The organism is Nocardia sp. NPDC004718, assembly GCF_053601535.1.
The window spans coordinates 68,211-82,580 of the sequence record NZ_JBSGCA010000001.1; the positions used below are offsets into that span (position 1 = coordinate 68,211).

14 protein-coding genes are annotated in these 14,370 nt (G+C 69.8%); 3 read left to right on the top strand and 11 right to left on the bottom strand.

Going from position 1 to position 14,370, the window contains the following annotated elements; genetic code table 11:
* Positions 1-25: 25 nt before the first annotated feature.
* A complete protein-coding gene (locus ACWEH3_RS00405; RefSeq protein ID WP_450017620.1) occupies positions 26-1,633 on the bottom strand; it encodes a hypothetical protein in 1,608 nt (535 codons plus the stop codon).
* On the bottom strand, positions 1,630-2,661 hold the full coding sequence (locus ACWEH3_RS00410) for a Ppx/GppA phosphatase family protein (RefSeq protein WP_355071917.1): 1,032 nt from the start codon (positions 2,659-2,661) through the stop codon (positions 1,630-1,632). The genes ACWEH3_RS00405 and ACWEH3_RS00410 overlap by 4 nt, the downstream gene beginning before the upstream one ends.
* Positions 2,662-2,726: 65 nt before the next feature.
* On the opposite strand from ACWEH3_RS00410, the gene ACWEH3_RS00415 reads away from it, so the two are divergent.
* Both ACWEH3_RS00415 and ACWEH3_RS00420 read left to right on the top strand, forming a co-directional pair.
* Complete coding sequence (locus ACWEH3_RS00415; RefSeq protein WP_450017618.1) at positions 2,727-3,599, top strand: hypothetical protein; 873 nt, start codon at positions 2,727-2,729, stop codon at positions 3,597-3,599.
* 109 nt (positions 3,600-3,708) lie between these two features.
* Positions 3,709-4,038: a hypothetical protein gene (locus ACWEH3_RS00420; RefSeq protein ID WP_450017616.1), complete on the top strand. Its 330-nt coding sequence runs from the start codon at positions 3,709-3,711 to the stop codon at positions 4,036-4,038.
* Between the two features lie 73 nt (positions 4,039-4,111).
* Here ACWEH3_RS00420 and ACWEH3_RS00425 read toward each other — a convergent pair whose 3' ends face one another.
* The 3 genes from ACWEH3_RS00425 to ACWEH3_RS00435 form a co-directional block, all read right to left on the bottom strand.
* Positions 4,112-4,801, bottom strand: a complete 690-nt coding sequence (locus ACWEH3_RS00425; RefSeq protein ID WP_039802162.1) for a response regulator transcription factor — start codon at positions 4,799-4,801, stop codon at positions 4,112-4,114.
* A complete protein-coding gene (locus ACWEH3_RS00430; RefSeq protein WP_450017614.1) occupies positions 4,798-6,033 on the bottom strand; it encodes a sensor histidine kinase in 1,236 nt (411 codons plus the stop codon). Before ACWEH3_RS00430 ends, ACWEH3_RS00425 begins: the two co-directional genes overlap by 4 nt.
* A gap of 111 nt (positions 6,034-6,144) precedes the next feature.
* Entirely contained in the window at positions 6,145-6,582 is a 438-nt protein-coding gene (locus ACWEH3_RS00435) for a winged helix-turn-helix transcriptional regulator (protein WP_450017612.1), read from the bottom strand.
* 91 nt (positions 6,583-6,673) lie between these two features.
* Here ACWEH3_RS00435 and ACWEH3_RS00440 point away from each other — a divergent pair, with 91 nt between their 5' ends.
* Positions 6,674-7,333: an NADPH-dependent F420 reductase gene (locus ACWEH3_RS00440; protein WP_450017610.1), complete on the top strand. Its 660-nt coding sequence runs from the start codon at positions 6,674-6,676 to the stop codon at positions 7,331-7,333.
* 87 nt (positions 7,334-7,420) lie between these two features.
* Here ACWEH3_RS00440 and ACWEH3_RS00445 read toward each other — a convergent pair whose 3' ends face one another.
* The 6 genes from ACWEH3_RS00445 to ACWEH3_RS00470 all read right to left on the bottom strand — a co-directional run bounded on the left by ACWEH3_RS00445 (position 7,421) and on the right by ACWEH3_RS00470 (position 14,331).
* Positions 7,421-9,481 carry a CocE/NonD family hydrolase gene (locus ACWEH3_RS00445; protein WP_450017608.1) on the bottom strand — a complete coding sequence of 687 codons (2,061 nt, stop codon included), beginning with the start codon at positions 9,479-9,481 and terminating at the stop codon, positions 7,421-7,423.
* A 214-nt stretch (positions 9,482-9,695) separates the two neighbouring features.
* A complete protein-coding gene (locus ACWEH3_RS00450) occupies positions 9,696-10,433 on the bottom strand; it encodes a phosphoglyceromutase (protein ID WP_355071904.1) in 738 nt (245 codons plus the stop codon).
* Positions 10,434-10,516: 83 nt separating this feature from the next.
* Positions 10,517-11,419 carry an ROK family protein gene (locus tag ACWEH3_RS00455; protein WP_450017605.1) on the bottom strand — a complete coding sequence of 301 codons (903 nt, stop codon included), beginning with the start codon at positions 11,417-11,419 and terminating at the stop codon, positions 10,517-10,519.
* Positions 11,420-11,486: 67 nt separating this feature from the next.
* Positions 11,487-11,990 carry a type III secretion system chaperone family protein gene (locus ACWEH3_RS00460; protein ID WP_355071902.1) on the bottom strand — a complete coding sequence of 168 codons (504 nt, stop codon included), beginning with the start codon at positions 11,988-11,990 and terminating at the stop codon, positions 11,487-11,489.
* Positions 11,987-13,432: a D-inositol-3-phosphate glycosyltransferase gene (gene mshA / locus ACWEH3_RS00465; RefSeq protein ID WP_450017603.1), complete on the bottom strand. Its 1,446-nt coding sequence runs from the start codon at positions 13,430-13,432 to the stop codon at positions 11,987-11,989. Before mshA ends, ACWEH3_RS00460 begins: the two co-directional genes overlap by 4 nt.
* 77 nt (positions 13,433-13,509) lie before the next feature.
* Positions 13,510-14,331 (bottom strand): alpha/beta fold hydrolase, encoded by an 822-nt coding sequence (locus ACWEH3_RS00470; RefSeq protein ID WP_450017601.1) that lies wholly within the window; start codon positions 14,329-14,331, stop codon positions 13,510-13,512.
* Positions 14,332-14,370: the final 39 nt, after the last annotated feature.

The following is a 14,370-nucleotide window of genomic DNA, read 5'->3' on the forward strand; positions in this document are numbered from 1 at the left end:
ATATTCGCCACGACTTGCTCCATGCTCAGTTCGTGCTGAGAAGAAAGGCCAGTGGCCCCAGCGTGACGAAGATGCCCACGACGACGGCGATCACCGTGCTGAGGATGTCGTCGGTCCTGCGCAGGATCCGCACGAGGGCCACCAGGCCTAGAATCACGATCATCGCCAGGGCCAGCGCGACCCAGGGCAGCATCTCCCACATCCGCTCGAAGCCCTTGAACAGCAGCATGCCCGCGACGGCGGCGCCGGTGCTCTGGCCGCCGAGGATCATCCACTGGCGCCGGTTCTCGTCGTCCTCCGCCTTCTTGACGGCCCGGGACCGGCGCGAGGTGGCCCGGCTGGTGATGCGAGGTTCGTCGACTATGTCGTCGTCTTCGTCCTCGTCCAGCGCGATCGGCTCGTAGACGTCGGTGACGCCGTCCAGTTCCGCGGCCTCGGCCGCGGCGCGCCTACCGCGACCACCTCTGCCGTTGCGCTCCGCCGCGCCGCGTTCGGCCCGGTCGACGCCGTCGCGCAGCAGGTCGCCCGCGACCGTCTGGCCGGAGAGCAACTGCTGATCCTGGCTGGCCAGCGACCACGCGGCGGTCGGGATGCCGACCGATTCCGGCGCGGAATCGGCCTGCGGCTTGTGCCGGCGGGCCGACCAGGCCGGTAGTCCGTTCTCGCCGACGCCCTCGCGGCGGGCTGATCTTCGATGTGCCTCCGGCTGCGGCTCGGGCGGAGCGGGCCTGGTCGGCTTCGGTCTCGGATCGGGCGGTGGCGGAAGGGGCAGCGGTTCCGATTCCGGGGCGAAACCGCCGGTGGACGGGGACCAGGCCGCGGTGGACGGACCGAGGTCCTCGGCGGCTTCCGCGGCTTCCGCGGCCTCGGCCGCCCTGCGCCTGGCCGCGCGCCCGCCCCTGGCGCCGTTGCGTTCGGGCAGCGGCGAGCGGCCGAAGCCGGGTGCGTCCCGCTCTCCGTGGCCGTTGCGGCCCGGTTCACCGACCCCGCGGTCGGACAGCGCGTCCCGGCCGAACGGCTCGTGCGGGACCTCGTGCCAGGACCGTACCTCCGTGGCCTCTTCTTCGGGTTCCTCCCGCCTGCGCCTGCGCCCGGAGCGCGGGGGCGTCTCGGGCGCACCCGCCAGTGGGTCGGGGGCGTACGGACCGGGCGCGACAGAGAACAAATCGGACACCGGAGTATCCGGCGACAGCGGATCGAAGGACGTGCCGTGCCACGAAGAGGGCATCTTCCGGCCGGGCATGACCCGGCTGGATCGCCCGGGCGGCGGATCGGCCTGCGGCGGATCCGGCTGCGCGTAACCGGCCAGCGGGTCGTACATCGAAATCGGGCCCGACATGGGCGAATACGACGACGGATCGGGCTGCGGCTCGGGCGAGTAGGAAACCGGTTCCGGCGCGGGCGGATCGAACGAGGGGGGCGCGTAGGCGGGCTCCTCCGCGTCGGAATCCGGCGCCGCGTGCGCGGAGTGGCCACCGCCGTCCCGGATGACCGGCAGGTCGCCGGTCAGTTCGGCGACGGAGATGCCACGGCCACTGCGGCGACGTCTGCCACCGCCGGACGAGCCTCCGCTCTGCTGGCCGTTACGCGCCAGCAGTTCCGCGACCGACAGCTGTTTGGAATCCTCGCTCATGACGACACCGTCCCGATCGAGCCCGGCGAAGGCGCGCCGCCGGGCGCGGGCCGACCGTCACCGGTCGCCGTGCCCGCTGAGTACGTTGCTTCGGGTCCACCATTCATATCGGTATCCAGTTTGCGCAGGATCAGCCCTTCACGCAGCGCCCACGGGCAAATCTCCAAAGTATCGAGCGAAAGTGCCCGCATACTCGCCTCCGCGACCAGTGCGCCGGCCACCAATTGCTGTGACCGATCGGAACTTACGCCTTCCAATTCTGCACGGTCCGCCGCCGTCATCCGCGAGATGAACGCAATCAGTTGGCGCAGACCCGAGCTCGTGAGTGTACGACGCACCCGCGGACCCGCCGCGGAGGGTGCCGCTCCGGTGAGCCGGGCCAGCGACCGGAAGGTCTTCGAGGTGCCGACGGCGAGATCGGGCTTGCCCGGCTCGAGCAGCTTCTTCGCCGGTACCACCAGCTCGGCGTCCAGCCAGTCCCGCAGCACGGCGACCCGGCGCTTGCCCGGCGGGTCCTCGCGCAGCCACTCCCTGGTCAACCGGCCCGCGCCCAGCTGCAAGGACAGCGCGACGTCGGGTTCCTCGTCGCCGCCGTTGGTCATCTCGAGCGATCCGCCGCCGATGTCCAGGTTGAGAATGCGCCCGGCGCTCCAGCCGTACCAGCGGCGCACCGCGAGGAAGGTCAGTCGCGCCTCGTCGACGCCGGACAGCACCCGTAGGTCGACTCCGGTCGACTCGCGCACGCGGCCGAGTACCTCCTCGGAGTTGGCCGCCTCCCGCAGCGCCGAGGTGGCGAACGGCATCAGTTCGACGCATCTGGACGTCTCGGCGATGCTGGCGAATTCGGCCACGGTGTCGATCAGCCGCTGCGCGCCCGCCTCGGTGATGCGACCGGCGACGTCGATGTTCTCCGCGAGCCGCAAGGTGGCTTTCGTCGAACTCATCGGCAGGGGGTGACCGCCACGATGCGCGTCCACCACGAGCAGGTGAACGGTATTGCTTCCGACATCGAGTACCCCAAGCCGCACATGAACACGGTACTGGGTGGCGCGGCACTTCAGCCCAGGCGACTGAACTGTTAGCGTCTTATTTCGTGACGGTAGGCGCATCACCGAGCAGCCCGACCCGGCCCCGACCAGCGGGGAAGATCGACCCCGCCCCGGAAGTCGATCCAGACTTTCCCCGTGAGTGGATCGAGTTCGTAGATCCGGCAAATGACGAGCATCTGATCGTCGCCGATCTGACTTGGTTGCTGTCGCGGTGGACGTGCGTGTTCGGCACCCCGGCCTGTCAGGGCATCCTGACCGACCGGCCGGACGACGGCTGCTGCTCGCACGGCGCGTTCCTCTCCGACGAGGACGACCGCAAACGACTGAGCCGCGCTGTGAAGATGCTCACACCCGAGGACTGGCAGCTGCGGGACGAGGCGACCAACGCGCAGGGCAAAGTCATCAAGAGCGGCTATCTGGAACTCGACGAACTGGACGACGAGCCCGCGCTGCGCACGCGCCGGTTCGACGGCGCGTGCATCTTCCTCAACCGTCCCGGCTTCGCGGGCGGCATCGGCTGCGCCCTGCACTCGATGGCGCTGCGGCGCGGCATCGAGCCGATGGAGATGAAGCCGGACGTGTGCTGGCAGCTGCCGATCCGCCGCACCCAGGACTGGGTGGACCGGCCCGACGGCGTGCAGATCCTGCGCACCGTGATCACCGAATACGACCGCCGCGGCTGGGGGCCGGGCGGCGCCGATCTGGACTGGTACTGCTCCGGCTCTCCCGACGCCCATGTCGGCAGCAAGCCGGTGTGGCAGTCCTACGCACCGGAGCTGACCGAACTGATCGGCGCGCCCGCCTACGCGGAGCTGGCCAGGCACTGCAAGCGCCGCGAAGGACTCGGCCTGATCGCCGTCCACCCGGCGACGGTGCACGCCGAGCGGATGCGCGAATCCACGGATCCGCTCGCCTGACCAGTTTGCCGGTCGGGCGCTCGGTCGGCAGCGGTCGGCGGACCGATTCGCCGGGCGGTTCACCCCGTCGCCATGCGAGCTTTACCCGGATCGGGTTTGATGTGCGGTTATGTCCAAGAAAGTTCTCACCGCGGCCACCATCGCCTTGGGCGCCGCCCTCTCGCTGACCGGAGTAGCCCACGCCGAGCCGAACGGCGACCCGCACAAGTTCTTCGACTTCACCACGGAGTTCGTGTCGGCCACCGATCCGGCCGCGGTCAACGCCAAGGCCGCGGGCAAGCTCCTGATCGCGAGCCCGTACGGCACCTCCCACACCATCGCCTGCCGCGGTACCACCACCGCCGATCTCTACGACTGCATGCAGGAAGACGATCTGGGCTGGATCACCCTGCAGAAGACCGAGACCCCCCTCGGCACCACCTGGATCTACGTCCCCTGACACACCGCTGAACGCAACGGCCGAGAGCACCGCAGTGCTCTCGGCCGTTCCGTGTTCTCGCCGCGCGGAGCGCTCACGCCTCCAGTTTGTAGCCCAAGCCGCGCACGGTGACCAGGTGTTCCGGCTTGGCCGGATCCGCCTCGATCTTCGAGCGCAGCCGCTTGACGTGCACGTCGAGGGTCTTGGTATCGCCGACGTAGTCGGCGCCCCACACGCGGTCGATCAGCTGGCCGCGGGTGAGCACCCGCCCGGAGTTGCGCAACAGGTATTCGAGCAGGTCGAACTCCTTGAGCGGCAAGGTGACCGGCTTGCCGTTCACCATCACGGTGTGCCGGTCGACGTCCATCCGCACCGGACCCGCTTCCAGCACGCCGCTCTCGTTGGAGCCCTCCAGCTCGTCGCCCGCGCCCCGGCGCAGCACGGCGCGGATGCGCGCGATGAGCTCGCGGGCGGAATACGGCTTGGTGACATAGTCGTCGGCGCCCAGCTCCAGGCCGACCACCTTGTCGATCTCGCTGTCGCGGGCGGTGACCATGATCACCGGGACGCCGCTGCGGGTGCGCAACTGCTTGCACACGTCGGTGCCGCTCATGCCGGGCAGCATCAGGTCGAGCAGGACGATGTCCGCACCGGACCGGTCGAACTCGGCGAGCGCGGACGGACCGTCACCGACGACGGTGACTTCGAAACCCTCCTTGCGCAGCAGGAACGCGAGCGGATCGGCCAGCGACTCCTCATCCTCGACGATCAGAACACTCGTCATCTGCGTGCCTCCACACCATTCGGTCGGCCCGGTCCCGGAGGACGCGGGCTTGTTTCATTCGTGCCAACCACGGCGCCGTCGTGGTCGTCGTCGGCGCCTGCTTCGTGATGGGCGGGTATGCGCAAGGTGAACGTCGATCCGGTGCCCAACTTGCTCCACAGGGTGATTTCCCCGTTGTGGTTGGCGGCCACGTGTTTGACGATAGCCAGGCCCAGACCGGTGCCGCCCGTCTGGCGCGAACGCGCCTTGTCGGACCGGAAGAATCGCTCGAACACCCGCTCCTGGTCCTCTTTGGCGATGCCGATGCCGCGGTCGGTGACCGCCATCGCCACGTGATCGCCGCGCAGCGAGCGGCTCACCGACACGTGGGAACCGGCCGGCGAGTAGGCGATCGCGTTCTCCACCAGATTGGACAGGGCGGTGACCAGCAGGGTTTCGTCGCCGAGCACCTCGAGCCCGCTCGGGCGGTCGGTGCTGACCGTGATCCCGGCGGCTTCGGCGGCGGTGCGGGAACGGTCGACCGCCTGCATCACCACGGTGTCCACGTCCACCACCTCGAGTTCGGGCAGTTTCTCCGCGCCTTGCAGGCGGGAGAGCGCGATGAGCTCGGTCACCATCTTGCCGAGGCGGCGGGATTCACCGAGCACGCGCTGACCGAAGTGTCGCACGGCTTCGGGGTCTTCGGCGGATTCCAGCAAAGCTTCGGCCAGCAGGCTCATGGCCCCGACCGGGGTCTTGAGTTCATGACTGACGTTGGCCACGAAGTCGCGCCGGGTGGCCTCCATGCGCGCCTGTTCGGAATCGTCGTCGGCGAACAGCACGGTGAAGGTGGTCTCCTCGCGCGACAGTTGCCTGGCGACGCCGCGCACCGCGATGCGGCCGCGGCCGGGGACCGGATTCTTGGCGGTGAGGTCGAACTCCGCGGATTCGCCGGTGGCCAGCACCTTCTCCACCGCGGCCCAGGCCCGCTCGTCGAGCAGGCGATTGCGGACCAGGCCGAGTTCCTCCGCGCGCGGATTGACCAGCACTACGTCGCGGTACTCGTCGACGACCGCGATCCCGCTCTCGGAGGCGAGCACGATCAGGTCGAGAACCTGGGACATGGTGAGACCGGAGTCGGCCTGCCTGCGCGCGGCCTGCCTGGCATTCACATACGGGATCAGTAGCCCGCCGACTGCCAGGCCGACGACAGCCGCCAAGAGGGCCAGCAGCACGGCCTGGGGAACACTCACCCTTGAATCGTACGGTCGCCGACGGGTCGGCCAACGCGGGGTACACGAAGTTTCGCGCAGGTCATAGGCCCTTCCGGCCCCGTTAGCCGCATGTTTACGCGCTGTTCGACGTCAGGTATCCGCCCCGTATTCACCGAGCGGTCGGTTCTCTTCGTCGTCGGCCTCGGCCTGGGCCGCGTTCACCGACGCACCGTGCCTGTCCACCCACTCGCCCAGGGCGTAGATCGGGATCAACAGGTCCACGCCCGCCTCGGTCAGCTCGTATTCGACCCGCGGCGGGGCCTCGGCGTAGCGGTGCCGCCGCACCAGCGTCATCTGTTCCATCCGGCGCAGCGTCTGCGTCAGCATCTTCTGACTGATGCCGCCGATGGCCGCGCGCAGCTCGCCCGGACGCATCGGCCCCTCTCGCAGCAGGTAGACGAGCACCGGTAGCCAGGAGTTGCCGAAGATGTCCACACCCATCCGGGCCGGGCAGTCGGATTCGAAGTCGCCGTATGGCGCGTATTCCACCCGCTCGGCGCTGACCGGGTCGATCGGTGCTGCGTTCACGGCTCCAGCTTGCCAGCGCCGTTGCGCACCTCCGGGTGCCTTTCGGATTTCCTAGCGTCGTCGTCGAACACGTCTCGAGTCAGGAGTTCGAATGCGAATCGGAATCATCGGTGCGGGCGCGATGGCGCGGGCGCTCGGCGGCGGCTGGAGCGCGGCGGGGCACGAAGTACTCATCGGCGCCCGCTCCGCCGCCGCCGCGGCGGAATCGGCGGCCTCGATCGGCGGGCGCGCCGGGAGCATCACCGACGCGGCGACGTTCGGCGACGCCGTGCTGCTCGCGTTACCGGTGCCCGCGCTGTCGGAGGTGCTGCACGCGACCGGAGAGCTGCTGGCCGGACGCACGGTGGTCGACTGCACCAACGCCTTCGCCCCGGATGCGGCGGCGCCCGAAGGAGCCACCGCCTTCGTGCTGGCGGAAGACGCTGTCGCGGAACGGGTCGCTGCGCTGGCGCCGGGAGCGCACGTGGTGAAGGCCTTCAACCTGTGCGCCGCCGAGGTGTGGCAGGCGAAGGCGCGCGTCTTCGACGAGCGCCGCTTGGCGGTGCCGCTGTGCGGTGACGACGAGGCCGCGCTGCGGGTGGTCGCGGGGCTGGCGGAAGACCTGGGATCGCGGGCGCTCCCGGCGGGCGGGCTGCACCGGGCCCGGTACCTGGAGGCGATGTCGGTGTTCACCGTAGGTCTCTGGTTCGCCGGGCACGACGCCCGCGCGATGTTCCCGCCCTTGGAGGCCGCGTTCGCCGTCGCCGACTGACCGCACGACGATGCGGCCGGAGCGTGCACCCTCGCCCATACCCCGCGACGTCGATGCGCGGGGTGCACGCCCGGACCCGCCCCGGATCTACCAGCCCGGATTGCCCCTGACCGGGATGTTGACGAAGCTCGGACGGCCGGGGTCCAGCTCCAGATGCTGAGGCCGCAAGCCGGTGTCGACCAGCATCGGCAGGATCGGCAAGCCCTTGGGGAAGTTGCCCGCGTAGACGTCGACGCGCAGGCGGTGACCGGGTTGCAGGATCGCCTCGGTGGCGGGCAGCGCGATGTCCAGCGTGGTCACCTCGCCGGGGACCGTGGGCTGCCGCTGCTCCAGCGAGGTGTACGGCCGCGGATCGGTGTAGTCGCCGTTGGCCGACTTGCTGCTGTTCGCCTCATCGATCGCCCGCAGCGAAGCCATGAGCTGACCGGACGACAGCACGCTGGACTGCCCGTCCGGCGCGACATCGTTCACCGTGACCACCCAGTACCCATCGGCGGCATCTTGAACGGTGTTGAGCCGCACCGCGATCCGCCCGGAAATCGTGGTCGGCTCGCCGACCGGGGCGCTGGTGAAGGTCAGTCCGTTGAGTTCCTCGACCCTGGAGTCCTTCGCGCAGCCGTCGATGACCGAAAGCACACCGGCACTGCCCTGAGCGGCGTCGTTGGAACACAGGCTGGTCAGGCCGGGCGCCACGGTCAGACGCGCGGGCTCGCCGGTGCCGGTGGCATCGAGCGAACCGTCGTAGCGGCTGTTCGCGGTGCCGCTGGCGGCGGCGGTCAGGTACATCCTGCGATGCACCGCCTGCCCCGGCTTCGCGGCGGCGGTCGGCGCGGCGAACGAGTCGGTGGTGATCCAGCCACCGCCCTGCTGACGCAGGGTGATCGGGCCGTACTGCTCGATGCCGTTGTCGATGTCTTTGAGCCACCGGTCGAACCACGCGCGCTGCAACACATCCAGCCGCGGCGGCAGGCCCGGCTTGCCGTACTCGTTGCCCGAGTTGAGGTGATAGGTGTTGCCCATCAGCAGCTGCTTCTGGCCCGGCGGCAGCGAAATCTCGTCGTAGATCTTGGATTCCGAGTAGGTGAACAGGTCGTGCCAGCCGCCGGTGACGAAGGTCGGTGTCCGGATCCCGCTGGGATCACCGAGCCAGTCCTGGCGCGGGCCGGAGCCGTCGGTGAGCAGTTCCTTGGCGCGCGGGTCGAGATCCTCGATGCGCGCGGTGGTGTAGACGTTGAGCAGGACGTCCATGAAGGTCAACGGATCGCGGGCGCGGTCGGCCAGCCACGTGGTGTCCAGTTGCCCGTTGAGCACCGACGCCAGGTCGGGGATCAGCTTGAGCCCGTTGACCGCGGTGAGCCACAGGGGGATGAAGTTGAAGCCGAAGCCGCCGCCGGGTGCGAGCACGTCGTTGACCAGGTCGCTGCCCGGTACGACCGGGAAGATCGCCTGCAAGGCGGGCGGGCGCTTCTGCGCGACCTGCACCTGATTGATCCCGGAGTAGGAGATGCCGTTCATGCCGACGCGTCCGTTGGACCACGGCTGCCGGGACGCCCAGTCGATCACCTCGAGCGTGTCCTGTTGTTCGCGTCCGCGCAGCATGTCCCAGACCCCCTGAGAGAAGCCGGTGCCGCGCACGTCGACGACCACCTGCGAGTAGCCGCTCTTGATCAGCTGCCGGTCGACGGTGAAGTTGCGCAGTTCGCCCCCGCCGAACGCCTTCGTCAGGTCGGTGACGCCCGACAGCGGCGTGCCGCTCATGTCGATCTGCCGGAAGAATTCGATCAGCGCGTCGGACAGGCCGGGGATCGACTGCGCGTGATCGGCCAGGTTCGACACCAGCTTGGTGTACGGCGTGAGATTGACGATCGTCGGCGTAGGGGTGTCGACGGGGCGGCCGGAGGCGTCCGCGGGCCGGTAGACGTTGCCCTTCAGCACCGTTCCGTCACTCATCGTGATGGGGACGTCCCACTGGATGTTGATGTTCGGGTACTGCTGCTGCGGATCATCTTGGGTGGCAGTCCAAGCCGCTCCGGCAGCGCCGCCGTCCGGGCCGGTGGGCGGCGCGACGGCATCGGCGCCGCCGGCGAGAAAGGGGACGAGCATCGTGACGGCAACCGCCGCCACCGTGGCCCGCAGCGCGTTCTTCATCGGACGTGATCCACCTCTCGGCTGGTCGAACGACCAGAGTGTACCTACTTACTTGCCGGTAGAAATAGTGGGTAACTTAAATCGCCGATGTCGCGACGCTGATCGACCCGGCATCCTCCGGCGTGTCGCACGGCAACACCCGTCTGCCCATCGAAACGACAACGCGCTGCCACCCGGGTGGGTGACAGCGCGTCGAGAGTGCTCGGTATGCGGGTTACTTGCCGCCCTGACCGGCGACGGCGGCTGCGCCCGCGGCGGCCGCCTCCGGGTCGAGGTACTCGTGCGGGCGCACCGGGCGCAGGTTCTCGTCGAGCTCGTACCGCAGCGGGATGCCGGTGGGGATGTTCAGGCCCGCGATGTCCTCGTCGGAGATCTGGTCGAGGTGCTTGACCAGCGCGCGCAGCGAGTTGCCGTGCGCGGCGACCAGCACGGTCTTGCCGGACAGCAGGTCCTTGGAGATGGTCGACTCCCAGTACGGCACCATCCGGTTGACCACGTCGAGCAGGCATTCGGTCTTCGGGACATCGATGCCCGCGTAGCGCGCGTCGCCCTCTTGGCTGTACTCGTTGGCGGGGTCGATCGGCGGCGGCGGGGTGTCGTAGCTGCGGCGCCACAACATGAACTGCTCGTCGCCGTACTTCTCCCTGACCTGTGCCTTGTTCTTGCCTTGCAGCTCACCGTAGTGGCGCTCGTTGAGCCGCCAGTCCCGGATCACGGGGATCCAGTGCCGGTCGGCGGCGTCCAGCGCGATGTTCGCGGTGGAGATCGCCCGACGCAGCAGCGAGGTGTAGACGACGTCCGGCAGGATGCCGTGCTCGGCCAGCAGTTCCCCGGCACGCTTGCCCTCGGCGATGCCCTTGTCGGTCAGATGCACGTCCACCCAGCCGGTGAACAGGTTCAGGGCGTTCCATTCGCTTTCGCCGTGGCGCAGCAGCACGAGGGTGTACGTCATGCGGCCATCCTCCCATGCGCGCCGCGCCGGGTCGCATCGGTTCCCGCCTCCGCCGCCCCGGGTCCCGGCGCGAAAGCGCGATGTCAGACCGGTTCGTCGGCGGTGTGCTCCGCAGCGAGCACGCCCGCGCCCGCCAGGGTGGCCCCGTGGGTGATCTCGGAGAGTTCCACGCGCAGTCCGCGCAGGAATTTCAGCCCGGCGTGCGCGTCCACCGCGGCCCGCAGCGGATCCCACAGCGGCGCACCGGATTGCGCGAACCCGCCGCCGATCACCACCCGGTCGACGTCGAGCAGGGCGGCGGCCGAGGCGACCGCCGTGCCGAGCGCGGTGCCCGCCCGGTGCAGCGCGGCGACGGCGATCTCGTCGCCCGCGTGCGCGTCCGCGGCCAGCCGCATCCCCGTGGCGCCGGGCCAACCCTGCTCGCGCGCCCAGCGCACCGAGGACATGCCACTCGCGACCGCCTCGACGCAGCCGCGGCCGCCGCAGCCGCAGGGCGTGTCCCACCCGGGCACGACGATGTGACCCACGTGCCCGGCGTTGCCGGTGCGCCCGAGCAGCACCTTGCCGCCCGCGACGATCCCGCCGCCGATGCCCGACGACACCGTCATGGCCAGCGCGTCGGGCACCCCGCGCAGCGCGCCGAGGCGATGTTCGGCCAGCGCGAGACAAGCGCCGTCGATGGCGAAACGAATCGTGGCGGCGGGAAAGAGTTCCCGCACGGCGGCAACGATCGGGAATCCCGTCTTCCACTCCGGGATGTTCAACGGACCCGTGACGCCGGTGCGCACATCCACCGGCCCGGCCGCACCGATACCTACCGCGCTGACGGGTTCCGGCCCCGCGACCACGCGCAGCAGTTCGCGACAGACATCCCACACGCCGGCGGCCGGCACGTCCACCCGGCGCACGCCGCGCACCTCGGAACCGGGGCCGACCACCCCGGCCGCGAACTTCGTCGCGCCGATGTCCAGAGCGAGAATCGCCAATGCCGTCCCTTCGCCGATCCGAGCCACCTGCGATTGTCACCCGGGAGCCGGACGGGGCGACGACCGGCTACGGCTTGTCGGCGGAATCGACCAGATGCTCGAAGGCGCGCAGATTCTGCAGCGACTCGCCGCGCGAGACGCGCCATTTCCATTCCCGCCGAATGGATTCGGCGAATCCGAGTTCCAGCAGCACGTTGAAGTCGGCGTCGACCGCCTCGAGAATCTGGCCGAACACCCGGTCCAGTTCGTCGGCGGTGACGGCGTGCGCGGACATCCGGCCCACCAGATAGATGTCGCCGACCCGGTCGAGGGTGTACGCGACGGCGTAGAGCCTGCGGTTACGGCGCAGCAGGAACTTGTACACGCCTTCGAAGTTCTCGTCGGGCTTGCGGCAGACGAACGCTTCGAAGCGGACCCCGTGCTTGCCCACCGTGACCATCACCGTGGTCTTCAGTTTGCGCTCACCGGGCAGGACGACGACGAAGGTCTCCTCCCCCGGCCGGGTGTATTCGATCTCCCTGTCCCGCAGCGTCTCATCGATGAGCCGCGCGGTCGTCTGTACCTCGTTCACCGGCGCACTCCCATCCGGCGCCGCCACAGCGCCCGCGATCTCGCCTGACTGTTCTCGCCGAGCAGGGCGGCCGTCCGCTCCGCGGCGAGACCGGTGTGGTCGTCGGACACCCGGTCGTAGGCATCCTCCCGCACATCGCTGTGCGCCAGGCCGCGTCCGCCGAAAGCCGCCCGCTCGTCCCGGAAACCGGCCATGGCCGCGGCATAGCTGGCGAGCAGCCCGTCGGCGGTGTGCGCCCAGGAGAAGTTGGCCGCGTGCGTGACGGCCCGCTCACCCATCCGGTGCAGCCGGTCCGGGTCGTCCAGCAGGTGGCGCAGCGCGTTCGCCCAGTCCACGGTGCGGTGGCCGGGGACGAGCAGGCCGGACACCTCGTGCCGTACGGCCGTGCCGAGACCGCCCACGTCGGCGGCGAGCACCGGGGTGCCACTGGCCTGCGCCTCGATCGCGACCAGGCCGAAGGACTCGTTGTAGCTCGGCACCGCGACCAGATCGGCGGCGCGGTAGACCAGCACCAGCCGTTGCGGCGGCTGCGGGGGCAGGAAGCTGACCCGCTCGGCGATGCCGAGTTCGGCGGCCAGATCGATCAGCGCGTCCGGCCGCTCCAGCCCGCTGCCGGACGGGCCGCCCACGATCAGCACGCGCAGTTTGCACTCCTGGTCGGCGCGCAAGACCTCGGCCGCGGCGCGCACCAGCACATCGGGCGCCTTCAGCGGCTGGATCCGGCCGACGAACGCGACGATCCGCTCGTCGGCGGCCAGCCCGAGCGCGGCGCGGGCGGCGGCCTTGTCACCGGGGCGGTAGCAGGTCAAGTCGGCGCCCGGCGGGACGACATCGATGCGCTCGGGGTCGGCGCCATAGAGTTCCACCAGCTGGCGGGCTTCCTCGGCGGTGTTGGCGACCAGCCGGTCGGACTCGGCGATCACCTGCTTCTCGCCGATCTCGCGGGTCGCCGGTTCGGGACAGTCGCCCTCGGCCAGCGCGGCGTTCTTCACCGCCGCCAGGGTGTGCGCGGTGTGCACCAGCGGCACCCGCCACCGGTCCCTGGTCAGCCAGCCGACCTGGCCGGACAACCAGTAGTGCGAGTGCACCAGGTCGTAGTGGCCGGGCAGGTGCCTGGCCTCCTGACGCAGCACCTCCGCGGTGAACGGGCACAGCTGGGTGGGCAGATCGTGCTTGTCCAGCCCCTCGAACGGGCCTGCCACCACGTTGCGCACCAGCACGCCCGGCGCGGCCTCCTGGACCGGCGGGACGTTCGACGCGGTGGCCCGGGTGAAGATCTCCACCTCGGTGCCGCGCCGGGCCAGCTCGACGGCCGTTTGCAGGACGTAGACGTTCATGCCGCCCGCGTCGCCGGTGCCCGGCTGAGCGAGTGGTGAGGTGTGCACCGATAACACGGCTATACGGTTCGGCCGTAGGTCCAGGCGCTGACTCACACTATCCATAGTGCACGTTGCGTTCCCCGGCCCAGACACGCTATCCGCGGCAAGTGAGAGCTATCACAGAGCAGACATGAATCCGATCACAGGCTCTCGGCGAACGCGCGCACCTCGGCGACGAACCGGGAACGGTCCTCGATGAACAGGCCGTGCTGTGCGTTCTCCCAGAACGACACACGCGCGTCCGGCACGGCCTCGGCGATGTAGCGGCCGTTGTCGACGGGAACGACCCTGTCGGCGGTCCCGTGCAGGACCAGCACCGGAACGTCCAGCGTGCGCAGGGTCTCGGTGTTGTCGACGGTCCGGTAGAACAGCGCTTTGCGCACCGCGGGCGGGGTGGCGAGACTGGCCCCGAACAAGCGCTGCGCGTCCGGCCCCTTGTCCGCGCCGGGTCCGGTGTTCGCATTGCCGAACACACCGAAGGCGCGCACCGCCCGCCCCGCGCTCTCCTCGAAGACGCCCGGAATCGCCTCCCGCATCATGCTGCCGGTCGCCGCGCCGGGCACACCGGGGCCGATGTTCGCCATCGAGCCGGTGTAAACGACGCCCGCCACGGCGCCGGTGCCGTAGGCGGTCAAGTAGTCGGTCAGCACGATCCCGCCGTAGGACCAGCCGAGCAGCACCGCGCCGGACGCGATGCCCTCGGCCGCCAGCACCGCCGCGACGTCGGCCGCCCAGTTCTTCGGATCGTCGTAGCCCGCCGCGGGCGCGTCGGAGTAACCGTGGCCACGCAGGTCGACGGCGACCACCCGCAGGTGCGCGGCGAGGTCGTCGGCGGCTCCACCCCAGCAGCGCAGATTCGCCGACCAGCCGTGCAGCAGCACCAGCGGCCTGCCGTGCGCCGGGCCGTTCACCCGGTAGACGATGTTGGTTCCGTCCGCGCTCACCACGTCCCGAATAGCCATGCACCGAGGCTAACCGTGCTCGCGGTGACCGCCAGGACC

Excerpts from the sequence above, each read along its gene's own strand:
- ACWEH3_RS00445 (WP_450017608.1), bottom strand. The coding sequence starts at position 9,481 with ATGAAGAACGCGCTGCGGGCCACGGTGGCGGCGGTTGCCGTCACGATG.
- ACWEH3_RS00470 (WP_450017601.1), bottom strand. The coding sequence starts at position 14,331 with ATGGCTATTCGGGACGTGGTGAGCGCGGACGGAACCAACATCGTCTAC.
- ACWEH3_RS00450 (WP_355071904.1), bottom strand. The coding sequence starts at position 10,433 with ATGACGTACACCCTCGTGCTGCTGCGCCACGGCGAAAGCGAATGGAAC.
- ACWEH3_RS00440 (WP_450017610.1), top strand. The coding sequence starts at position 6,674 with ATGCGAATCGGAATCATCGGTGCGGGCGCGATGGCGCGGGCGCTCGGC.
- ACWEH3_RS00405 (WP_450017620.1), bottom strand. The coding sequence starts at position 1,633 with ATGAGCGAGGATTCCAAACAGCTGTCGGTCGCGGAACTGCTGGCGCGT.
- mshA (WP_450017603.1), bottom strand. The coding sequence starts at position 13,432 with ATGGATAGTGTGAGTCAGCGCCTGGACCTACGGCCGAACCGTATAGCC.
- ACWEH3_RS00420 (WP_450017616.1), top strand. The coding sequence starts at position 3,709 with ATGTCCAAGAAAGTTCTCACCGCGGCCACCATCGCCTTGGGCGCCGCC.
- ACWEH3_RS00425 (WP_039802162.1), bottom strand. The coding sequence starts at position 4,801 with ATGACGAGTGTTCTGATCGTCGAGGATGAGGAGTCGCTGGCCGATCCG.